The following is a 22,431-nucleotide window of genomic DNA, read 5'->3' on the forward strand; positions in this document are numbered from 1 at the left end:
CGACCTATCCTTGCCAGGATAAATCTGCATGTTGCCGCAATGTTATTTGACAATTTAGAGCAATGACTCTAAAAATCCAGACAGACCAATAACAATCGGTGCTGCGCCATGTCTGCCAACGCTGCCTACCTGCAAGATTCCCAGGTGCTGGATCAGCTCCAGGGCCTGTTCGACGCTCAACGTCGCGCCTACGCCGCCAACCCCATGCCGCCGGCAGCACAACGCCAGCAATGGCTCAAGGCCCTGCGCGACCTGCTCAGCGACGAGCGTCAGGCGCTGATCAACGCAATCAGCCAGGACTTCAGCCACCGCAGCGCCGACGAGACCCTTTTCGCCGAATTGATGCCAAGCCTGCATGGCATTCACTACGCCAGCAAACACCTCAAAGGTTGGATGAAACCTTCCCGCCGTGCTGTAGGCATTGCCTTTCAACCGGCCTCAGCCAAGGTCATTTACCAACCGCTGGGCGTGGTCGGGGTGATCGTGCCGTGGAACTACCCGCTGTACCTGGCCATTGGGCCGTTAGTCGGCGCGTTGGCGGCAGGTAACCGGGTGATGCTCAAGCTCAGCGAGTCCACTCCCGCCACCGGCGAATTACTCAAAACCCTGTTGGCGAAAATCTTCCCCGAGGATCTGGTGTGCGTGGTGTTGGGTGAAGCCGACGTGGGCATGGCGTTTTCCAAGCTGCGCTTCGACCACCTGCTGTTCACCGGCGCCACCAGTATCGGCAAACACGTGATGCGCGCAGCGGCCGAGCACCTCACGCCGGTCACCCTGGAGCTGGGCGGCAAGTCGCCAGCCATCGTTTCCGCCGATGTACCGCTCAAGGACGCCGCCGAACGCATCGCCTTCGGCAAAGCATTGAATGCCGGGCAAACCTGTGTGGCGCCGGATTACGTGCTGGTGCCGGAAGACCGTGTCGAGGGCTTCGTCGAGGCTTACAGCAAAGCCGTTCGCGGATTTTATCCGACCCTGGCAGACAACCCGGACTACACCGCAATCATCAATGAACGGCAATTGGCTCGGCTCAACAGCTACGTCAAGGACGCCACCGATAAAGGCGCGACGCTGATTCCGCTGTACGAGCAAGGCCAGGCGCGCCGCATGGCCCACAGCCTGCTGCTGGATGTCAGCGACGACATGACTGTGATGCAGGACGAGATCTTCGGCCCAGTGCTGCCGATCGTGCCGTATCGCGGTATCGACCAGGCGTTTGCCTACATCAACCAACGCCCTCGCCCGCTTGCTCTGTATTACTTCGGCTACGACAAGGGCGAACAGAACAGAGTGCTGCACGAGACCCATTCCGGCGGCGTGTGCCTGAACGACACCCTGCTGCACGTGGCCCAGGACGACATGCCATTTGGCGGCATCGGCCCTTCGGGCATGGGCCATTACCACGGGCATGAAGGTTTCCTGACCTTCAGCAAGGCTAAGGGTGTGCTGGTGAAGCAGCGCCTGAACGCCGCTAAGTTGATCTACCCGCCTTATGGCAAGGCTATTCAGAAGCTGATCCAGAAGCTGTTCGTTCGCTGACACCGCCACCCACGGGATAACAATAACAATGAACCCTAGCCTGACTGATTCACCCACGCTGTCGCGGCGCGGCGTCTTGAAAATAGGCCTGTGCGCCAGCGCCTTCCTCGCCACCGCCGGGCTTGGCGCCAGCCTCAGCGGCTGTTCCAGCAGCACACCGGCCAGCGGCTTTGCCCTGTTGCGCAGCAGCGATCTGCCGTTTTTACGCGCGGTCATTCCGGTATTGCTGGAAGGTGTAGCCAGCGCCCAGGAAGTTGCCAACGGCGTTGAAGACACTCTGAAAAAACTCGATTTCAGCCTGCAGCGCCTGTCGCCCGAGATGTTCAAGCTCACCCAGCAGCTGTTCGACGTATTGGGCATGGCCATCACCCGAGGTCCGTTGACCGGTATCTGGGGCAGTTGGGAGAACGCCAGCACAGAGCAGATCCACAACTTCCTGCACCGCTGGGAAAACAGCTACCTGAACCTGCTGCGCATGGGCCAGGGCTCATTGCTCAAGCTGGTGATCATGGCCTGGTACTTCCAGCCCGCATCCTGGGCCCATTGCGGCTATCCCGGCCCGCCGAAGATCTGATCCGCATCCCCTCAACAATAAAAACAAGAGACGATCCTGATGCCCGTACCCGATCTGTTCCGCGAAGGCCTGGCCCGTGGCTGGAAAACCCACAACGGCGCCGCCCTCGACAATGACCTGACGCTGGAAGCCGACATCGCCATCATCGGCAGCGGCGCCGGTGGCGGCACCACGGCCGAGATCCTCAGCGCTGCCGGCTATAAAGTGCTGCTGATCGAGGAAGGCCCACTCAAGACCAGCAGCGATTTCAAGTTGCTGGAGGACGAGGCCTACACCAGCCTGTATCAGGAAGGCATCGGCCGCATGAGCAAGGACGGCGCGATTACTATCCTGCAGGGTCGGGCAGTGGGCGGCACCACGTTGATCAACTGGACCTCCAGCTTCCGCACCCCGGACGCCACCCTCTCTCACTGGGCCAGTGAATACGCGGTCAAAGGCCACAGCAGCGCCGAGATGGCGCCGTGGTTCGAAAAAATGGAACAACGCCTGGGCATCGCGCCTTGGGCCATGCCGCCGAACGCCAACAATGACGTGATCCGCAAAGGCTGCGAAAAACTTGGCTACAGCTGGCATGTGATCCCGCGCAATGTGCGTGGCTGTTTCAACCTGGGCTATTGCGGCATGGGTTGCCCGGTCAATGCCAAGCAATCGATGCTGGTGACCACCATACCGTCCACCCTGGAGAAAGGCGGCGAGTTGCTCTACCTGGCCCGCGCCGAACACCTCAAATACAGCGGCGACACCATCAGCAGCCTGGAATGCGTGGCCATGGATGAGCGCTGCGTATCGCCGACCGGGCGCAAGATCACAGTCAAGGCAAAACACTACGTGCTGTCGGGCGGCGGTATCAACAGCCCGGCGTTGCTGATGCGCTCGGACGCACCCGACCCGCACTCGCGCTTGGGCAAGCGCACCTTTTTGCACCTTGTGAATTTCTCCGCCGGGTTGTTCGACGAGGTGATCAACCCATTCTACGGTGCACCGCAGTCGATCTACTCCGATCACTTCCAATGGCAGGACGGCACGACCGGCAAAATGTCCTACAAGCTGGAAGCGCCGCCCTTACACCCAGGATTGGCCAGCACGCTGTTCGGCGGCTACGGCACCGGGAATGCGCTGGACATGAGCCAATTGCCGAATACTCACGCCATGCTCGCCCTTTTGCGCGACGGTTTTCACCCCGACAGCCCTGGTGGAACGGTAGATTTGCGCGGCGACGGCACTCCCGTTCTCGATTATCAAGTTTCACCCTACGCCTGGGACGGCCTGCGCCGGGCCTTTCACAGCATGGCCGAAATTCAGTTTGCAGCGGGCGCCAAGTCGGTCAAGCCGCTGCATCACGATGCGCGTTACGTAAACACCTTGGCGCAAGCCCGCGAACTGATTGACGGTTTGAACCTGGAACTGCATCGCACGACCCTGGGCAGCGCCCATGTGATGGGCGGTTGTGCGATGGGCGAAGACCCGAAAAACGCCGTGACCGACAGCCTGGGTCGCCATCACCAATTACGTAATCTGTCGATCCACGATGGCTCGTTATTCCCCACCAGCATTGGGGCCAACCCCCAATTGTCGGTGTACGGATTGACCGCCCAACTGGCCACAGCATTGGCCGAACGTCTGAAAACAGCATGAAAAAACGCTCGATCAGCGGCATGTATCTACATAAGTCGACTTGGCCGACCGGGATGGCTGCGATACCATCCGGTTCCCCAACGGACTCCGCCAGGACGACGCGATGAACCGAGTGTTGTACCCAGGAACCTTCGACCCGATTACCAAAGGCCATGGCGATCTGGTCGAACGCGCCTCTCGCTTGTTCGACCATGTGATCATCGCGGTCGCGGCCAGCCCCAAGAAAAACCCGCTGTTTCCCCTGGAACAGCGCGTGGAGCTGGCGCGTGAGGTCACCAAGCACCTGCCTAACGTCGAAGTCGTGGGCTTTTCGACGCTGCTGGCGCACTTCGCCAAAGAGCAGAACGCCAATGTGTTCCTGCGCGGCCTACGTGCGGTATCGGACTTCGAATACGAATTCCAACTGGCCAACATGAACCGCCAACTGGCGCCGGACGTTGAGAGCCTGTTCCTCACGCCTTCGGAACGTTATTCGTTCATTTCCTCGACTTTAGTCCGTGAAATCGCTGCTTTGGGCGGAGATATCACCAAGTTCGTGCACCCTGCCGTGGCGGACGCGCTGACGCTGCGCTTCAAGAAGTAGCCGAGGTTTGCCGGTTTACCTGTAGTGAGCGGGCTTGCCCCGCGCCGGGCTGAGAAGCCCCCAATAAGAGCACTGCGTAGCTTTAGGTGAACCCCGGTCGCCTGGATTGGGGCCGCTTCGCAGCCCAGCGAGGGGCAAGCCCGCTCACCACAAAAATCAAAAGCCACAAGTCAGACCGGCTCGCACTGCGGGCGCCAATGCGGCACAATTGCGCGCATTAGTTTTCAGATGCCCTGGCTGACAGCCCTGGCAGGAGTTTCCATGTCCCTGATCATCACCGACGATTGCATCAATTGCGACGTCTGCGAACCCGAGTGCCCGAACGCTGCCATTTCCCAAGGTGAGGAGATCTACGTGATCGATCCGAACCTGTGCACCCAGTGTGTCGGCCACTATGACGAACCTCAGTGCCAACAGGTGTGCCCGGTGGATTGCATTCCGCTGGATGAGGCGCGTCCGGAGACTGAAGAGGAACTGATGGAGAAGTACCGGAAGATTACCGGTAAGGCCTGAGGTTCTTCAGCGCCTGTCAGGGCCTTATCGGGGGCAAGCCCCCTCCCACACTTGTAATGCATTTCAAATGTGGGAGGGGGCTTGCCCCCGATGGTTATATCCGCCATCACACAACAATCAGCTCTGGCACTTGGGGCAAAACACACTCGCCCGCTGCCCCAGCACCACGTTGCGCAGCTCAGTCCCACAGACCTTGCACGCCTCGCCACCCCGGCCGTAGACGAACAACTCCTGCTGGAAATACCCCGGCTGCCCGTCCCCGCCGATAAAGTCCCGCAACGTGGTGCCGCCCCGCTCAATGGCAGCCGCCAGCACGCGTTTGATCTCAATCGCCAGCTTCAAATACCGCCCGCGTGAAATACCACCCGCCTCACGACGCGGATCAATCCCCGCCGCAAACAGCGCTTCCGTCGCATAGATATTGCCCACGCCCACCACCACCGCGTTGTCCATGATGAACGGCTTAACCGCCATCGACCGCCTGCGGGACAGTTGAAACAAGCGCTCGCCATCAAACAGGTCCGTCAACGGCTCCGGCCCCAGACGGATCAGCAACTCATGGTTGTGCGGATCCTGGCTCCAGAGCATCGCGCCAAAGCGCCGTGGGTCGGTGTAGCGCAGGGCCATGCCCGATTCCAGCTCGATATCCACATGCTCATGCTTGGCCGCTGGCATACCGACTTCCACCAGGCGCAAATTGCCTGACATGCCCAAGTGGCTGATCAAGGTGCCCACCTCGGCATTGATCAACAGGTACTTGGCCCGCCGCTCTACCAGCACGATGCGCTGCCCGGACAGGCGCACGTCCAAGTCTTCCGGGATTGGCCAGCGCAGGCGCCGCTCACGTACCACTACGCGGCTGACGCGCTGGCCTTCCAGGTGCGGCGCAATCCCGCGCCGGGTGGTTTCGACTTCTGGTAACTCGGGCATGTGTACCTCTTGAAGGGGGGAGTCAGTGCGCGCCCAGTTCGCGGATCGACAACTTCATACTCTCGAAGTCGTAATCCGACAGGCCCACGTAGTCCAGCACCAGAGGGCCGATGGCGTTCCACTCATGGTCAACCGACTGGTTGCCCAGCACCCGGTAGGACGAACAGATGTGCTCGGCCATCTTCAGGATTGCCAGCAGGTTCTTCACCTGCGGGTTGCGCGACGACTCATCGCTGAAAACCGCCAGGGCGTTGTGGTGGTTGGCGATGGCATCGGTCACATGTTCCGGCAGGCGCCAGGACTTGGCGGTGTAGTAGCCAACCACCGCATGGTTGGTGTTGAACGCATTGTTCTCGGTGTCGACCACGCGGCAGTCAGGGCCGGCATTGGCGTAGGCCTGCTCCAGCACGGTCATATAGTTGGGGAAGCGCTTGAGCATCAACGGCACCCCGCAATCGTGGAACAAGCCCAAGGCATAGGCCTCGTCTACGGTCTGGGAACCCGTGCGCTTGGCCAGTGTGAGGCAGGTCATGGCCACATCCTGGGCGGTGTCCCAGAAGCGGTTGAGGGTGACGATGGTGTCGTCGCTCATCTCGCCCCTGATCGACTGCGCGTTGATCAGGTTGATGATCGACCGGCTGCCCAACAGGTTCACTGCGCGCTGGATCGAGGCAATCTTGTTGCTCAGGCCGTAATACGGTGAGTTGACAATCTTCAGCAACGCGCCGGACAGGCCGGGATCCTGGGAGATCAACCGTGCGATCACTTCCAGGTCCGGGTCAGGCATGTACTGCTCCATTTGCAAATCCACCATGATTTGCGGTTGGGGCGGTACGCTGATGCCTTGCAGGGCCTGCTGGATCTGTTCGGCGGAAAGCTCTTGGGACATAAGTACACACTCTGGGCTAGGCGAGGATTCTACCCCCTAAGCAAAGCTGACCGACACCTCAAAAACCGGATGGAGCCGGACCAAATTTGGGTGCTGGCCACATGTCCGGCGGCGCCGCGATTTCCTACGCAACAAGGTATACTCCCGCTCTTTTTTCCGGAGCGACGTCATGTCCCTGCCAAGCCTGCGTCTCAAAGCCAACGCCGATCGTCGTTTGCGCAACGGCCACCTGTGGGTCTACAGCAACGAAATCGATGTGGCCGCCACACCTCTTCACGGCTTCCAGGCAGGCGACCAGGCTATCCTGGAAGCGGCCGGCGGCAAGACCCTGGGCATCGTGGCCATGAGCCCGAATAACCTGATCTGCGCACGCCTGCTGTCGCGCGACATCAAGTTGCCGCTGGACAAGTCGCTGCTGGTGCACCGCATCAACGTTGCCCTGTCCCTGCGTGATCGCCTGTTCGACAAGCCGTTCTACCGCCTGGTCTACGGCGATTCCGACCTGCTGCCGGGCCTGGTAGTCGACCGTTTCGGCGACATCCTGGTGGTGCAGATCGCTTCGGCGACCATGGAAGCCCATAAGGAAGACGTGATCGCCGCACTGACCCAAGTGCTCAAGCCGAGCGGCATCCTGTTCAAGAACGACTCCGCCGCGCGCGACGCCGAAGGCCTCAACCGCTACGTCGAAACCGTGTTCGGCCTGGTGCCTGAGTGGGTCGCGCTGGAAGAAAACGGCGTGAAATTCGAAGCCCCAGTGATCCAAGGCCAGAAAACCGGCTGGTTCTATGACCACCGCATGAACCGCGCACGCCTGGCCCCATACGCCAAAGGCAAACGCGTACTCGACCTGTACAGCTACATCGGCGGCTGGGGCGTGCAAGCAGCAGCCTTTGGCGCCAGTGAAGTGTTCTGCGTCGACGCTTCCGCCTTCGCCCTCGACGGCGTAGAGCGCAACGCTGCGCTGAACGGCGTTGCCGAAAAAATGACCTGCATCGAAGGCGACGTCTTCGAAGCGCTGAAAGAACTGAAAGCCAGCGAAGAGCGTTTCGACGTGATCGTCGCCGACCCACCGGCCTTCATCAAACGCAAAAAAGACATGAAGAACGGCGAAGGCGCCTACCGCCGCCTGAACGAGCAAGCCATGCGTCTGCTCAGCAAGGACGGCATCCTGGTCAGCGCCTCGTGCTCCATGCACCTGCCGGAAGACGACCTGCAGAACATTCTGCTGACCAGCGCCCGTCATCTGGACCGCAATATCCAGATGCTTGAGCGTGGCGGCCAGGGTCCGGATCACCCGGTGCACCCGGCAATTGTCGAGACGCGGTACATCAAGAGCATTACGTGCCGGTTGTTGCCGAATAGCTAACAGGCAAGCACAGATAAAAATGTGGGAGGGGGCTTGCTCCCGATAGCCGTGTGTCAGCCAGCTAATAGGGGGCTGACACTACGCAATCGGGGGCAAGCCCCCTCCCACATTTGTTTTGTGGTTGCCGTGAAAACTTTTCCTACCCAAGCAAGCCACGTCTACTCAGGAAATTTCTCTCAACGCTTTTGATTGAATTCCACTTTTCGCAGACTAGTATCGGTTTCTGGTTTTACTCCGGAAAACAAAAACAATGTCTGGGCCGTCTCTCTCCCGCTTCATCCTAATCACCTGCATTTCCCTGATCAGCTTCTTCCCGATCAATATCCTGCTGCCCTCTTTTCCCGCCCTGTCTGCCCAGTTCGATACGCCCAGCGCAGACATCGCACTGTCCATCAGCCTGTTCACTTTGGTGTTTTCGATCTCCCAACTGGTCACTGGCCCGCTGTCGGATAAATGGGGCCGCAAGGAAGTGCTGCTCGGCTGCATCACGCTGTCGATCCTCGGGGCGATAGGCTGCGCAATGGCCCCGGATTACCTGACGTTCCTGCTGTTTCGCACGGTGCAGGCCATGGGCTGCGGCTTCTTCGTGTTGGGCCATGCACTGGTGGAAGACCTGTTCGATGAACAGGACCGAGCCCGGGTACGCCTCTATTACATGACCCTGAGCGGCTCGTTTGTCGCCCTAGCGCCACTGATCGGCTCCTGGCTGCAAACCACCTTCGACTGGCAAGGGAGCTTCTATGGGTTTGCGCTCATGGCATTGGGCATGTTGATCCATGCGTTCTGCATTCTGCCTTCCCAGGCTGCCAGCCCGCACCGCGTACCCGTTTCGATCCCGGGCACGCTCAAAGCAGTCGCCGCCAATCGCGACTTTCTGCGCTATTGGTGGATCGCCGCCCTGGTGTTTGCCTGCTATTTCGCCTTGATCAGCGTGACACCGCTGATTTTCATGGATGCGCTGAAGCTGTCCGAGTACCAATATGCGTTGGTGCTGATGGTGTATGGCGTGGCCTACCTGCTCGGGGGCGTCGCAGCCTCGCACCTGCAAAAACGCATGACGCTGTCCCGGCAAATCAACATCGGTCTCGGACTACTGCTCGTTGCTGGCGCACTGTTAACCCTGATCGTGAGCCTGAAAGCCATCAGCACCGTGACCTTGCTCATCCCAATGCTGATCAGCGCCCTGGCCGTCACCCTGGTTCGGCCTGCTGCGATTTCCGCAGCGATGCTGTTGTTCTCAAGCAGTGCGGGCACCGCCGCATCGGCCGGGAACAGCATCATGTTTCTCACGGCGGCCATCAGCAGCGCCGCACTGGCCCAGGCCGGCGATTATCTGCTCATCACCATCGCCATCGGGTTCCTTGTGCTCAGCCTGTGGGGGCTGATGACCAACAGCCGTGCGGGCCGCTAAGGCTCCCGAATCACCGGCGTAAGCAGCATATCGCTGGTCTGCAACTGCAAATAACGGGGTTTGACCAGCGAAACCTTTCCTTCGCGGATATCGTGGATCAGCGTCTCCGTGTCGACATAACCGTCCGGCAGCTGCGTCCACAACAACGGACCACGATCGTCCCATTCGCCCTTCTCATCCAGCACGAAAATGCGTGGCGGCTTGGAGTCGTGACGATAACTGGTGCTCGGCATTGCCAGCACTTCGGGTTGGCCATCCTGATCCAGGTCGACCGCCCACAGCACGCAACCCAACTCGCAAGGGGAGTCCGTGCTCAGGCTGAGCTCGGCAAATTGCTCGCTACCTTTGGGCTCCGGGCCGATCCATTCCAGTTCGGGCTTGGGCCGCTCCGCCTGTTCCTTTGCATAGCGCTCGGTGAAACTCAGCGCCGTGTCGTCCATCCGCTCACGCAAGGCGCGGCGTGAATCCGGGTCCAGAATGCGTTCCTGATCCAAGTCGACCTGCAACTTTGCAAACGCCTCCTCGCCTGCTTTCTCCAGGCCAAACCGCAAGTAGTCCGCATCGAACGCTTCAGCCTTGGTGCGCCCGTCGAGCAAACGCCGGACCTGATCGTCGACGCTCAAACGTACCGGATCGAGGATCGGCGTATTGACCAACACCACCAGCCCACAAAACAGCAACGCCAGGGCCGGGTTGGTCACCCGCAAGTTGGCGAGCCAGATCGGCGAACGCAACACCACCGCCCAAACGGCCGCCAGGCCATACAAGCCACACAATAGCGCCGCCGCCAGCGCAATGAAGCGTTGTGGCGACAAGGCATATTGCTCCACCCGCAGCCAGCTCGAATAAAACGCGATGGCGGCGAGAATCGGCAGACACAGCAGGCTCAACTCGATAAAACGCGTTAACCATTTGGGGTACGGCCGAGGCTGAATACCCTCCTGAAAAACACCGTTGAGCAAGAACAGCTGCGCACCTGCCAGCACCAGCAGAATGGGCGTTGAATAACCCGTCGCCCAAATTCGTTGGAGCCCGGTGAACGGTAAAGTCAGGGTAAACAGCAGACTGATCAGGGCGATCAACGGCAACAACAAGCCACAGGCGCTGAACAGCATGCCGCGCATCTGGCCGATGACTTTCTCGCTGCGCGCCGCCAGGTACATGCCCAGGGCGAACACCAACGGCAAGCTGATGCACAGGAATCGCTGGCTCCAGAAGTGATGCTCAAAAAATTCGATGCCCAGCATCAGGAACAGTCGGCCCCATAGCTTGAGCAACAACATGAACACCCCCACCAGGATCAGGGCGTACAGCACGATGAACACGCTGTTCCAGGCCTGCTGAAACAGGTCCTCATAACGCCAGCGCTGCCCTTTTTCGGCGGGCCAGGCGAACAGAAACGTGGCACAGACATAACTCAACAACATCACGCTGATAAACCAGGAATTGATCGCCCAACGGCTATTGCCGACATGGTCGAGGCCGTAACAGACCCACAGCGTCATGCCGCCCATCAACAGGGTGAACGCCAGCGTAGGTAGCAGCGACCGCCACCGCAGGGCTTTTTCCCCCAGCAACTGCAAGGTGGTACCGCCGACCAACACAACGGTGTAGGTGACAAAAAACAGAGTTTCGCTCAAGCGATAGAGCTGATCGGAGTAATTGAAGACGATTCCTTGGATCAGACCGATCAGCAGGTAAAACCCAAGAAAACGATGGATACCGGGCATTCCAATTCCTTTGGAGGGGGGTGGGGGGCAAAGGGTCGCTAGTCTAAACAAAGCCCACGGACATGAGTATTGCCCCGTTCCCTCCAGCCGCCAGCGGTGTAGAATCGGCCCTATTCATCGCCAGTCATCCCCCGGCGGGTTTATGAGCTCAAGGCCAATGCGCACGGCGATCCCGTCACGTTTGCGGCAACTTCCGGACACCAGGGCCATTTTTCGGGTGTTCCAGACGTCACTAGAAGCTCACTCCCCTTTGATACCGATTAGCCGCCCGGAGTGCTCCAATGCCTGATTACCGCTCGAAAACATCCACCCACGGCCGCAACATGGCCGGCGCGCGCGCACTGTGGCGTGCCACGGGGATGAAAGATGACGACTTCAAGAAGCCGATCATCGCGATTGCCAACTCTTTTACCCAGTTCGTACCGGGCCACGTCCACCTCAAGGACCTGGGCCAACTGGTCGCCCGCGAGATCGAACGCGCTGGCGGCGTAGCAAAAGAATTCAACACCATCGCCGTGGATGACGGCATCGCCATGGGCCATGACGGCATGCTGTACTCGCTGCCAAGCCGCGAGATCATCGCCGACTCCGTGGAGTACATGGTCAACGCCCACTGCGCCGACGCCATCGTCTGCATCTCCAACTGCGACAAGATCACCCCCGGCATGCTGATGGCCTCCCTGCGCCTGAACATCCCGGTGATCTTCGTCTCCGGCGGCCCGATGGAAGCCGGCAAGACCAAGCTCGCCTCCCATGGCCTGGACCTGGTCGACGCCATGGTCATCGCCGCCGATTCCAGCGCTTCTGACGAGAAGGTTGCGGAATACGAGCGCAGCGCCTGTCCGACCTGCGGTTCGTGCTCCGGCATGTTTACCGCCAACTCGATGAACTGCCTGGTCGAAGCCCTGGGCCTGGCGTTGCCGGGCAACGGTTCGACCCTGGCGACCCACAGCGACCGCGAGCAGCTGTTCCTGCAGGCCGGCCGCACCATCGTCGAGCTGTGCAAGCGTTACTACACCGAGAACGATGACTCGGTATTGCCGCGCAACATCGCCAACTTCAAGGCGTTCGAAAACGCCATGACCCTGGACATCGCCATGGGCGGTTCCACCAATACCATCCTGCACTTGCTGGCCGCCGCCCAGGAAGCCGAGATCGATTTCGACCTGCGCGACATCGACCGCCTGTCCCGTCACGTGCCGCAACTGTGCAAAGTCGCGCCGAACATCCAGAAGTACCACATGGAAGACGTGCACCGCGCCGGCGGGATCTTCTCGATCTTAGGCTCTCTGGCCCGTGGCGGCCTGCTGCACACTGACCTGCCGACCGTGCACAGCAAGTCCCTCGCCGAAGGCATCGCCAAGTGGGACATCACCCAGACTGACGATGAAGCCGTGCATACCTTCTTCAAGGCCGGCCCGGCGGGCATCCCGACTCAGACTGCGTTCAGCCAGTCGACCCGTTGGGACACCCTGGACGACGATCGTGAAAACGGCTGCATCCGCAGTGTCGAACACGCCTACTCCCAAGAAGGCGGCCTGGCCGTGCTCTACGGCAACATCGCCCTCGATGGCTGTGTGGTGAAAACCGCCGGTGTGGATGAGTCCATCCACGTCTTCGAAGGTCGCGCCAAGATCTACGAAAGCCAGGACAGCTCGGTTCGCGGCATCCTCGCCGACGAAGTGAAAGAAGGCGACATCGTGATCATCCGCTACGAAGGCCCGAAAGGCGGCCCGGGTATGCAGGAGATGCTCTACCCGACGTCCTACCTGAAATCCAAAGGCCTGGGCAAAGCCTGCGCCCTGCTGACCGACGGCCGCTTCTCCGGCGGCACCTCGGGCCTGTCCATCGGCCATGCTTCGCCAGAAGCCGCTGCCGGTGGCGCGATTGGCCTGGTGCAGGATGGCGACAAGGTGCTGATCGACATTCCGAACCGTTCGATCAACCTGTTGATCAGCGATGAAGAACTGGCTGCACGCCGCGTCGAGCAGGACAAGAAAGGCTGGAAGCCAGTGGAGAAGCGTCCGCGCAAAGTCACCACGGCGCTGAAGGCTTACGCCCTGCTGGCCACCAGCGCCGATAAGGGTGCTGTGCGTAACAAGGCGATGCTCGACGGCCTGTAAGCCTCGCCCCTATAAAAATGCCCCGCCAAGTGCGGGGCATTTTTTTGCCTGGAGCAATTCTCCAAAACACTGAGGATCACAATGTGGGAGGGGGCTTGCTCCCGATATAGATGGGTCAGTCAACACATGCACCGACTGGCACCCTGCTATCGGGAGCAAGCCCCCTCCCACATTTACCGGCGTAGAGCCGTGGTTATTGAATCTCATCCGGCTTGACGATCACCCAGTTCTTATCCGCCGTCACCGGCAACCCTTCCTTGGCCTGCGCCGCAGCATGCTTGGCCATCATGCCGTTGAGTTGGGTCATGTATTTGTCTTTGCGGTTGATCCACAGGTGCACGCCGCCCTTGGCGACGTCTACATCGTGGAACAGCATGTAACCGTCGCTGGTCGGCGTGTCGCCGCCGACGATCACCGGTTTTTTCCATTCGTCGATGTAGGTGAGAATCGCCGCGTGTTTACCGGCCATCCAGGTCGCCGGGGTCCACAGGTAGGGGGTCAGCTCCAGGCCGAGGTTGGCTTTCTCATCGTATTTGCCGGCGGTGATCTGCTTGCGGGCGGTGGTCAGCTCGCCGGTCTTGCGGTCCTTGAGCAGGGTGGTCACGCCGATGACGTTTTCAGGTTTGACGTTGTAGCCGTACTTCGGATCCGCCGCGACCATGCGCACCAGTTCCTCGGAAGCGGCCGTCATCACGTACACCTCGATGCCGTTTTCCATCAGCTTGTTGTACAGCTCGGTCTGGCCGGTGAAGACTTTCGGCGGCTGCACCTCGGACTTCTTCACCACGTCGCCTTCGAAATAGCTGACCGGCACGGGCTTGCCGGACGCCATCAGCTCATCCACCTGAACCTTGAGTTCCTTGAGGGTGAAGCCGGAAAACACCTGGGCGACCCAGGGGTAGCAGACCATGTCGTCCACTTCGCACAGTCGATAGTAGTAACTGAACAGGCTTTCCTTATGGTCGGCCGTGTCTTTGAACGGCATCAGCTTGAGCGAAGGATCAAGGCTGTCGCGGGTGATCAGGCCCTTGTTTTCCATGTAGGGCAGCAGGGACTCTTCGAGGTCGTAGCGGTAGCTGGTGTTGTCCATGTCGAACACCGCGTAGTTACCCTTGTTGGCGTTGGCGGCGATCATGTCGTTCAGTTGCTTGGCCGCAGGTGCGGGCCAGTGTTTCAACTCCGTGGCGGCAAACGCCTGGCTGGCGAGTCCCAGGCAAAGTGCGGCGGATACCAGTAGTTTCGGCGCGAGCTTCATAGACGTTGTCTCCCTGAGTGAAAGACATCGACGCTAACAAATCCTCGTGACAGTTCCCATGTTGAGCGCGACCGCGCGCGTCCTGATCCCGCCAACGGCATACGCCTGAGCGTCAAAGGCTTATTCCAAAAACGACAGTCACCATTCCATATTGGTATTAAATCAATATATTTCAAGCTGTTAGGATTTCCGGTTCGCAATCGCAGGCTCACGCGATTGGCTGCCTTCTCAACGGAGCTTCAATGAATCTGCCCCTGATTCTCAACTTACTCGTGTTCGTGGCCCTGCTATTGGGCCTGGCACAAACCCGTCGCACAAACTGGAGCCTCGCCAAGAAGGTTCTGTTTGCCCTGGTCCTGGGCGTGGCGTTTGGTGTGGCGCTGCACAGCATTTACGGTGCCGGCAACCCGGTGCTCAAGGCCTCCATCGGCTGGTTCGACCTAGTCGGTAACGGCTACGTGCAGTTGCTGCAAATGATCGTGATCCCGCTGGTATTTGCCTCGATCCTCAGCGCTGTGGCGCGCCTGCATAACGCAGCGTCCTTGGGCAAGATCAGCTTCCTGACCATCGGCACGCTGCTGTTCACCACCGCGATTGCGGCATTGATCGGTATCGGTTTGACCAACCTGTTCGGCCTCACCGCCGAGGGCCTGGTGGCCGGCACCCAGGAAATGGCGCGCCTGCAAGTGATCCAGAGTGATTACGCAGGTAAGGTCGCCGACCTGAACATCCCTCAATTGCTGCTCTCGTTTGTGCCGTCAAACCCGTTTGCCGACTTGGCCCGCGCCAAGCCAACGTCAATCATCAGCGTGGTGATCTTCGCTGCATTCCTGGGGGTTGCCGCGCTGCAACTGCTCAAGGATTACGTGGAAAAAGGCCAGAAAGTGCTCAACGCCATCGACACCCTGCAAGCCTGGGTGATGCGTCTGGTGCGCCTGGTGATGAAACTGACCCCGTACGGCGTATTGGCGCTGATGACCAAAGTGGTCGCCGGTTCCAACCTGCAAGACATCATCAAGCTCGGCAGTTTCGTGCTGGTGTCGTACCTGGCCCTGGGCCTGATGTTCGTGGTGCATGGCCTGCTGCTGTCGCTGGCCGGGATCAACCCGCTGCGCTTCTTCCGCAAGGTCTGGCCAGTGCTGACGTTTGCCTTCACCAGCCGTTCCAGCGCGGCGGCTATCCCGCTGAGCATTGAGGCGCAGACTCGCCGCCTTGGCATTCCGCAATCCATCGCCGGTTTCGCTGCTTCGTTCGGCGCGACCATCGGCCAGAACGGTTGCGCCGGCCTCTACCCGGCCATGTTGGCGGTGATGGTGGCGCCGACCGTGGGCATCAACCCGTTGGACCCGCTATGGATCGCGACCCTGGTGGCGATTGTGACCCTGAGTTCGGCCGGTGTTGCTGGCGTGGGTGGCGGTGCGACGTTTGCCGCGCTGATCGTGCTGCCGGCCATGGGCTTGCCGGTCTCACTGGTGGCGCTGCTGATTTCCGTGGAGCCGCTGATCGACATGGGCCGTACGGCGTTGAACGTGAATGGTTCGATGACGGCAGGGGCAATTACCAGCCAGATCATGGGGCAGACGGACAAGGCGTTGTTGGATGCAGATGAGCATGCGGAGTTAGCGCAGGCCTGATAGACCGTCATCGGGGGCAAGCCCCCTCCCACATTTGGAATGCACTTCAATGTGGGAGGGGGCTTGCCCCCGATGCTTTTAGACTTTTTCCCAGACTTCGAAGTTGTAAGCCGGCTTATCACCTTCGGCTGGGTTTGGCAGATTGGAAACCAACGTCCACTGGTCCGCATCAAACTCCGGAAACCACGCATCCCCTTCCGGACTCAGCGCCACGCGCGTGAGATATAACCGATCCGCCTGCTCCAGCCCCTGCGCATACAGCTGCGCGCCACCGATCAGCATCAACTCATCCACGCCCTGCTCCAGCGCCCAAGCTTCAGCCCGCGCCACGGCGGCATCGAGTGACGGAAAAACTTCCGCACCTTCAAGCTTAAGATCGGTCTGACGGCTGACCACCAGGTTCAAGCGCCCAGGCAGCGGTCGACCCAGAGAATCCCAGGTCTTGCGCCCCATGATGATTGGCTTGCCAAGGGTGGTGGCCTTGAAATATTTGAAATCCCCCGGCAAATGCCAGGGCATGCTGTTATCGACGCCGATCACGCGGTTTTCACCGAGGGCTGCGATCAGGCTTAAAGGGAGAGTTTTTTTCATGGCGACGAGAATACCAGAGCCAAGACCTAGCGGTTATGCTCCAACCTCACTTGCTCAACAGGACGGCGCGTGACTGCACTGAACCCGCTGCAAAAACTCTGGCTGACAGAAACCGTGCGCCTGCGTGAAGAACACGCAGGCGCTCTGGAAGACTTGGAAGCCAACCGCCTGGCCCGCACGGCTGGCGGCGATCTGCCGACGCGCATCCAGCATCGCGCCTTGCATCTGGCCGAGCGCGATGGGCTGACTGCCGCCCTCACCCGCTGGCTGCAAGGTGCGCGTTTGGCACTGGTGCTGCTGGCGCTAGTCGCCGTTATCAGCGGCGCCGGGCTGGCCTTCGCGGCACTGGGCAACGGCTTGACCCCGGTGAATGTGTTCTGGGCCCTGGGCAGCCTGCTCGGTTTGAACCTGATCCTGTTGATAAGCTGGGCACTGGGCCTGCTGTTTGCTGGAGAGCACAGCGCCAGCCTTGGTCGCTTATGGCTGTGGCTCAGTGAAAAACTCGCCCGTGACGCCAAGGCCGCGCAATTGGCCCCGGCGTTATTGCTGTTGTTGCAGCGCCAGAAACTCAATCGCTGGGCAGTCGGTGTGCTGGTCAACGGACTGTGGCTGCTGGCATTGCTCAGCGCGCTGGTCATTCTGCTGACACTGCTCGCCACAAGGCGCTACGGCTTTGTGTGGGAAACCACCATTCTCGGTGCCGACACCTTCGTCGCCGTCACCCAGGCCCTCGGCGCCCTGCCCGCTGTGCTTGGTTTCAATGTACCGACCGTCGAGATGATCCGCGCCAGCGGCGACTCCGCCCTCAATATCGAAAGCGCCCGCCAAGCCTGGGCCGCTTGGTTGGTGGGCGTGTTGCTGGTCTACGGCCTGCTGCCCCGACTCATCCTCGCCCTGTTGTGCCTGTGGCGTTGGAAAGCAGGACGCGCGGCCTTGCGTCTGGACCTGAACCTACCGGGCTATAGCCAACTGCGTGAACGCCTGATGCCAAGCAGTGAACGCCTCGGCGTCAACGACGCCGCGCCCGAGCAACTGCACCAGGTTACCGGCGGCGTCAGCGAGCTGGAAAGCGACGGCGCCCTGCTGGTGGCCATCGAGCTGGACGACCAACACCCCTGGCCGCCCAAGCTACCAGCCCAAGTGAAAAACGCCGGCATCCTCGACAGCCGTGAATCGCGCAACAAGCTGTTGGAACAGCTCACCCGCTTCCCGCCCGCGCGCCTGGCCATCGCCTGCGACCCGCGCCGTTCGCCGGATCGCGGCAGCCTCGCGCTGATCGCCGAACTCGCGCGCAGCGCCGCAGCCACCCGCGTCTGGCTGCTGCAAGCGCCGCCCGGCCAAGCGCTGGATGCCGAACGCCTCGGCGATTGGCACACCGCGCTGCATCAGCTGGAGCTGCCCTTCGCCGACTGCGCGCCGTTGAACTGGCTGGAGACCGGTCATGACTAAACCGCTGAAACTCGCCGTGGTCGGCCACACCAACGTGGGCAAAACTTCGCTGCTGCGCACCCTGACCCGGGATGTGGGCTTCGGTGAAGTCTCCCATCGTCCCAGCACCACGCGGCATGTGGAAGGCGCGCGCCTGTCGGTGGACGGCGAAGCCCTGCTGGAGCTGTACGACACACCCGGCCTGGAAGATGCCATCGCCCTGCTTGATTACCTGGAACGTCTCGACCGACCTGGCGAACGCTTGGACGGCCCGGCGCGCCTGGCGCGGTTCCTCGAAGGCAGCGAAGCGCGCCAGCGTTTCGAGCAGGAAGCCAAAGTGCTGCGCCAACTGCTGGCCTCGGACGCCGGTCTGTATGTGATTGATGCCCGCGAGCCGGTGCTGGCCAAGTACCGCGATGAGCTGCAAGTGCTGGCCAGTTGCGGCAAACCCTTGCTGCCGGTGCTCAATTTCGTCAGCAGCAGCGACCACCGCGAACCGGACTGGCGCGAAGCCCTGGCCCGCCTCGGCCTGCATGCGCTGGTGCGTTTCGACAGCGTCGCGCCGCCGGAAGACGGCGAGCGCCGTCTGTATGAAAGTCTGGCCCTGCTGCTGGAAAACGCACGACCGCAGTTGGAACGCTTGGTCCTTGATCAGCAAGCCCAACGCCAGGCCCGCCAGCAAAGCGCAGCGCGGTTGATCGCCGAATTATTGATCGACTGCGCCGCGTGCAGGCGCAGCGTGGTCACTGAAGATGAGCAGCAAGCCATCGGCGATTTGCGCAAGGCCGTACGCCAGCGCGAACAAAAATGTGTGGAAGCCCTGCTCAAGCTGTTCGGTTTCCGCCCACAAGACGCGGCCGCCAGCGACTTGCCGCTGCTGGATGGCCGCTGGGGCGACGACCTGTTCAACCCGGAAACCCTCAAGCAACTCGGCGTGCGCGTGGGTGGCGGGATCGCTGCCGGCGCGGCGGCGGGTGCCGGCGTGGATCTACTGGTTGGCGGGCTGACGCTGGGCGCCGCTGCCCTGGCCGGTGCCATCGCCGGGGGCGCGCTGCAAACCGCGCGCAGCTATGGCAGCCGCCTGCTGGGCAAGATCAAGGGCCAACGCGAGTTGACCGTCGATGATAGCGTCCTGCGCCTGCTCGCCCTGCGCCAACGCCAGTTGCTCAAGGCCCTGAGCGTGCGCGGCCACGCGGCGATGCACAGCATCAAGGTCGATACGCCCCAGGACAAAACCTGGCGCGAAGGCAAGTTGCCGGAGGCGCTGCACAAGGCCCGTGCCCATCCGCAATGGTCGTCGCTCAACCCCCACGCCAAGCTGAGCCAGGCTGAACGCCAAGAGCAAATCGAGGCCCTCGCCCAACGCCTCGACGAGACCTAAGCTGCCAGCACCTTGCGAGCCTTGGCCTTGAGCACTTCAAGGTCGAGCAGCGGCACGTGCATGTCCTTGGCTTGTTCGTCCCAGTGGCGCATGCGCAGACTGACGTGACAGAGCGGGTCTTGCTCGAAGGCCCGTGCCTCATCGGCCGTCATCACGCCGCCCTGATAAGCCAAGGTTCGACGGCTGGCTTCGCTCAGGCGCGCGTAGTAATCCGGCTGACTGAAGGTCAGGTAGCGCTTGGCCTGCACGTGATATTCCACCAGCCTGGCCATGCGTTCGCTGAACCCTGCCCGACGCAGGTAATCCGCCCCCAACCGCTCATGGCTGACCACGCCATAACCGCCCATGTTCGCGCCGCCCTGGCCGCAGAGATGGCCGATGTCGTGGAAGAACGCTGCCAATACCACTTCATCATCGAAACCTTCTACCATGGCGAACTGCGCGGCCTGGGACATGTGTTCGATCTGCGACACCGGCTCGCCGATGTAGTCCGCCGTGCCGTGCTGTTCGTACAAACCGAAGACGTCGGTAATCACCTGTTCCCGGTTCATCACGCCTCCCCACACAACGCGCGGATATTGCGCTCGGCCATCGCTGGTCCCACGCTCATGCCCACGCCGGTGTGCATCAACGCTGCACTCACGCCTGGCGCCGCCCGCAAGAACGAAAACGGCGCCGGTCCACGCGAGCCATAAACGCCCTGCCAACGCTCCACCACCTGGATCTTGCAGCCCAGGGTCTGCTGGGCCAGTTCGATCATCCAGTCGTCGACCTGTTCGGCGTTGAAGGGCGACGCATCGCTGCCGTACTCGTGGGAATCGCCGATGATCAGTTCGCCGTGAGGCGTCGGGCTGATCAGCAAGTGAATGCCATGCTCATGCAGGTACGGTGCTTCGCGAAGGATCTGCGCCTGCACCGGCGCGGCTTCCGGCAAGTCGGCGAAAGCACCGTAATGCACGCAACTGAGACCGGTGAGCAAGGCGTGTTGCAGGTTCAGGTTGAGCACCGGCCGGGCGCGCAGCATTTGCAGGCGACAGACCTGCGGGTTGAGCGGCGCAATCGATTCGGCCAGCAGGGTTTGGTAATCGTGGCCGGAGCAGACGATGATCTGCTCGCCACGAAAGCTCCCCGCCGTGCTGTGCAGTTGCCCCGGCTCCACGTCGCGCACGAGCGTGGAGAAATGAAACTCCACGTTCAGCGCTTGCGTCAGGTAGTTGATCAGCGCCGGAATCGCCTCGCGCGAATACAGCTGTTGATCGTCCTTGCCGTGCAGCGCGGCGCGGTGGTGGCGGAACTGGCCGCCGTACAGATCCTTCATTGCTGCGCCTTGCAGCAACTCGACGTTATAGCCGTACTCCTGCGCGCGGCCGGCGCAGAAGGCTTCCAGCAGGTGTTCTTCAGCTTCGGTGCGGGCAAACAAGTACGAGCCGTTGCGCTTAAGTTGCAGCCCGGCGACTTGCGCCCACTGCCCCCAGATCGCACGGCTTTCCCGCGCCAGGTCGAGCATCGGCCCCGGTGGTTGGCCGGTGACCAGAGCCTGGCCGAAGTTGCGCACCGAGGCGCCCAACGGCGTGGCGCTGCGCTCGAAGACTTTGACCTTGAGGCCGCGTTTGGCGGCTGCATAAGCGTGGGAAAGGCCGAGGATGCCGGCGCCGATGATCAGCAGGTCGCTGTGGTGTGTCATTTAGTGATGTCCTGTTTTCAAGACCGCCATCGGGGGCAAGCCCCCTCCCACAGTTGACCGCATTCTCATGCAGGAACTCGGTCGACTATGGGAGGGGGCTTGCTCCCGCTAGGGCCATCAGCCCTAACGAAAACCTTACTGACCCGCTACCTTCTCCGACTTGCCGTCATAGCGCTTACGCCATTCAGTCAGGATGCTGTCGCGGTTTTTGGAGGCCCAGCCGAAGTCGTTCTTGATCAAACGCTGCTCGTAGTCCGCTGGCAATTCGGTCTGCGGCTTGGCGATTCCCGGCTGGGCGAGCACGGCAAAGTTGTCCTTGTACAACTCCATCGCCGCAGGGCTGGCAGAAAAGTCCGCCAGTTTCTTCGCCGCGTCGGCATGGGCGCTGCCCTTGATCACGGCAGTCGCTTCAATGTCCCAACCCAGGCCTTCTTTGGGCAGGATGATATCCAGCGGCGCGCCCTGGCGCTTGAGCTGTACCGCCGGGTATTCAAACGAGATACCAATCGGGAATTCCCCCGAAGCCGCCAGCTTGCAAGGCTTGGAACCGGAGTGAACGTACTGGCCGATGTTCTGGTGCAGGTCGTCCATGTACTGCCAGCCTTGTTTCTCGCCGAAGATCTGCAGCCACGCGCTTACGTCCAGGAAACCGGTGCCGGACGATGCCGGGTTGGGCATGACGATCTTGCCCTTGTACTCAGGCTTGGTCAGGTCTTGCCAGCTCACCGGCTTGGTCAGGCCCTGTTTCTCGGCTTCGACGGTGTTGAAGCAGATGGTCGCGGCCCACACGTCCATGCCGACCCAGGCCGGGGGGTTGGCAGCGTCGCGGTAGTTTTTGCCGATCTTGTCCAGGTCCTTCGGCGCGTAGTTGTCGAGCATGCCCTGCTGGTCGAGGATCGCCAGACTGGAGGCCGCCAGTCCCCACACCACGTCGGCTTGCGGGCGATCTTTCTCGGCCAGCAGCTTGGCCGTGATGATGCCGGTGGAGTCGCGTACCCACTTGATTTCAACATCAGGGTTGGCTTGCTCAAAGGCCTTTTTGTAGGTCTTCAACTGCTCGGCTTCGAGGGCCGTGTACACGGTCAGTTCGGTCTTGGCGAAGGCATTCAGGCTGAATGCAGTGAGTACGGCAGCGACCAGCGCCAGGGGCTTGAACATGGAATACCTC

At 60.9% G+C, this 22,431-nt stretch carries 19 protein-coding genes; 11 read left to right on the plus strand and 8 right to left on the minus strand.

Going from position 1 to position 22,431, the window contains the following annotated elements; genetic code table 11:
• Positions 1-108: 108 nt before the first annotated feature.
• The 5 genes from AOA61_RS10230 (at position 109) to AOA61_RS10250 (ending at position 4,841) form a co-directional block, all read left to right on the plus strand.
• Complete coding sequence (locus tag AOA61_RS10230; RefSeq protein WP_099601700.1) at positions 109-1,536, plus strand: coniferyl aldehyde dehydrogenase; 1,428 nt, start codon at positions 109-111, stop codon at positions 1,534-1,536.
• A gap of 28 nt (positions 1,537-1,564) precedes the next feature.
• Positions 1,565-2,110 carry a twin-arginine translocation pathway signal protein gene (locus tag AOA61_RS10235; protein ID WP_099601701.1) on the plus strand — a complete coding sequence of 182 codons (546 nt, stop codon included), beginning with the start codon at positions 1,565-1,567 and terminating at the stop codon, positions 2,108-2,110.
• 39 nt (positions 2,111-2,149) lie between these two features.
• On the plus strand, positions 2,150-3,745 hold the full coding sequence (locus AOA61_RS10240; protein ID WP_099601702.1) for a GMC family oxidoreductase: 1,596 nt from the start codon (positions 2,150-2,152) through the stop codon (positions 3,743-3,745).
• A 103-nt stretch (positions 3,746-3,848) separates the two neighbouring features.
• A complete protein-coding gene (gene coaD / locus AOA61_RS10245; RefSeq protein ID WP_003176711.1) occupies positions 3,849-4,328 on the plus strand; it encodes a pantetheine-phosphate adenylyltransferase in 480 nt (159 codons plus the stop codon).
• A 261-nt stretch (positions 4,329-4,589) separates the two neighbouring features.
• Positions 4,590-4,841, plus strand: coding sequence for a YfhL family 4Fe-4S dicluster ferredoxin (locus AOA61_RS10250; RefSeq protein WP_032884168.1), 252 nt, complete (start codon positions 4,590-4,592; stop codon positions 4,839-4,841).
• A gap of 117 nt (positions 4,842-4,958) precedes the next feature.
• Here the strand turns inward: AOA61_RS10250 and mutM are convergent, their stop codons facing one another.
• Both mutM and AOA61_RS10260 read right to left on the minus strand, forming a co-directional pair.
• Positions 4,959-5,771 carry a bifunctional DNA-formamidopyrimidine glycosylase/DNA-(apurinic or apyrimidinic site) lyase gene (gene mutM, locus AOA61_RS10255; protein ID WP_095185142.1) on the minus strand — a complete coding sequence of 271 codons (813 nt, stop codon included), beginning with the start codon at positions 5,769-5,771 and terminating at the stop codon, positions 4,959-4,961.
• 22 nt (positions 5,772-5,793) lie between these two features.
• Positions 5,794-6,660 (minus strand): HDOD domain-containing protein, encoded by an 867-nt coding sequence (locus tag AOA61_RS10260; RefSeq protein WP_032884170.1) that lies wholly within the window; start codon positions 6,658-6,660, stop codon positions 5,794-5,796.
• Between the two features lie 169 nt (positions 6,661-6,829).
• Between AOA61_RS10260 and AOA61_RS10265 the strand changes: the two genes are divergently transcribed.
• Entirely contained in the window at positions 6,830-8,026 is a 1,197-nt protein-coding gene (locus AOA61_RS10265; RefSeq protein ID WP_053127951.1) for a class I SAM-dependent rRNA methyltransferase, read from the plus strand.
• A gap of 250 nt (positions 8,027-8,276) precedes the next feature.
• On the plus strand, positions 8,277-9,437 hold the full coding sequence (locus AOA61_RS10270; protein WP_099601703.1) for an MFS transporter: 1,161 nt from the start codon (positions 8,277-8,279) through the stop codon (positions 9,435-9,437).
• Here the strand turns inward: AOA61_RS10270 and AOA61_RS10275 are convergent.
• The gene (locus tag AOA61_RS10275; protein WP_032884173.1) at positions 9,434-11,167 is read right to left on the minus strand and encodes a DUF4153 domain-containing protein; all 1,734 of its coding nucleotides are present in this window, start codon (positions 11,165-11,167) and stop codon (positions 9,434-9,436) included. The genes AOA61_RS10270 and AOA61_RS10275 overlap by 4 nt on opposite strands.
• Before the next feature lie 281 nt (positions 11,168-11,448).
• Here AOA61_RS10275 and ilvD point away from each other — a divergent pair, with 281 nt between their 5' ends.
• On the plus strand, positions 11,449-13,290 hold the full coding sequence (gene ilvD / locus AOA61_RS10280; RefSeq protein WP_032884175.1) for a dihydroxy-acid dehydratase: 1,842 nt from the start codon (positions 11,449-11,451) through the stop codon (positions 13,288-13,290).
• 193 nt (positions 13,291-13,483) lie between these two features.
• On the opposite strand, the gene AOA61_RS10285 is transcribed toward ilvD, so the two are convergent.
• A complete protein-coding gene (locus AOA61_RS10285) occupies positions 13,484-14,545 on the minus strand; it encodes a phosphorylcholine phosphatase (protein WP_095185144.1) in 1,062 nt (353 codons plus the stop codon).
• A 242-nt stretch (positions 14,546-14,787) separates the two neighbouring features.
• Between AOA61_RS10285 and AOA61_RS10290 the strand changes: the two genes are divergently transcribed.
• Positions 14,788-16,179, plus strand: coding sequence for an L-cystine transporter (locus AOA61_RS10290; RefSeq protein WP_099601704.1), 1,392 nt, complete (start codon positions 14,788-14,790; stop codon positions 16,177-16,179).
• A 78-nt stretch (positions 16,180-16,257) separates the two neighbouring features.
• Here the strand turns inward: AOA61_RS10290 and AOA61_RS10295 are convergent, their stop codons facing one another.
• Positions 16,258-16,770, minus strand: a complete 513-nt coding sequence (locus AOA61_RS10295) for a dihydrofolate reductase (RefSeq protein WP_099601705.1) — start codon at positions 16,768-16,770, stop codon at positions 16,258-16,260.
• Positions 16,771-16,839: 69 nt separating this feature from the next.
• On the opposite strand from AOA61_RS10295, the gene AOA61_RS10300 reads away from it, so the two are divergent.
• A complete protein-coding gene (locus tag AOA61_RS10300) occupies positions 16,840-18,219 on the plus strand; it encodes a DUF2868 domain-containing protein (protein WP_099601706.1) in 1,380 nt (459 codons plus the stop codon).
• Positions 18,212-19,579 carry a DUF3482 domain-containing protein gene (locus tag AOA61_RS10305; protein ID WP_032884183.1) on the plus strand — a complete coding sequence of 456 codons (1,368 nt, stop codon included), beginning with the start codon at positions 18,212-18,214 and terminating at the stop codon, positions 19,577-19,579. Before AOA61_RS10300 ends, AOA61_RS10305 begins: the two co-directional genes overlap by 8 nt.
• On the opposite strand, the gene AOA61_RS10310 is transcribed toward AOA61_RS10305, so the two are convergent.
• The 3 genes from AOA61_RS10310 to AOA61_RS10320 all read right to left on the minus strand — a co-directional run bounded on the left by AOA61_RS10310 (position 19,576) and on the right by AOA61_RS10320 (position 22,421).
• The gene (locus tag AOA61_RS10310) at positions 19,576-20,130 is read right to left on the minus strand and encodes a phosphonate degradation HD-domain oxygenase (protein ID WP_099601707.1); all 555 of its coding nucleotides are present in this window, start codon (positions 20,128-20,130) and stop codon (positions 19,576-19,578) included. The genes AOA61_RS10305 and AOA61_RS10310 overlap by 4 nt on opposite strands.
• The gene (locus tag AOA61_RS10315; RefSeq protein ID WP_095185148.1) at positions 20,130-21,263 is read right to left on the minus strand and encodes a TIGR03364 family FAD-dependent oxidoreductase; all 1,134 of its coding nucleotides are present in this window, start codon (positions 21,261-21,263) and stop codon (positions 20,130-20,132) included. The genes AOA61_RS10310 and AOA61_RS10315 overlap by 1 nt, the downstream gene beginning before the upstream one ends.
• Positions 21,264-21,398: 135 nt before the next feature.
• Positions 21,399-22,421 carry a putative 2-aminoethylphosphonate ABC transporter substrate-binding protein gene (locus AOA61_RS10320; RefSeq protein WP_099601708.1) on the minus strand — a complete coding sequence of 341 codons (1,023 nt, stop codon included), beginning with the start codon at positions 22,419-22,421 and terminating at the stop codon, positions 21,399-21,401.
• Between the last annotated feature and the right edge of the window lie 10 nt (positions 22,422-22,431).

The organism is Pseudomonas sp. 2995-1, assembly GCF_002742505.1.
Taxonomy (GTDB): Bacteria; Pseudomonadota; Gammaproteobacteria; order Pseudomonadales; family Pseudomonadaceae; genus Aquipseudomonas; species Aquipseudomonas sivasensis.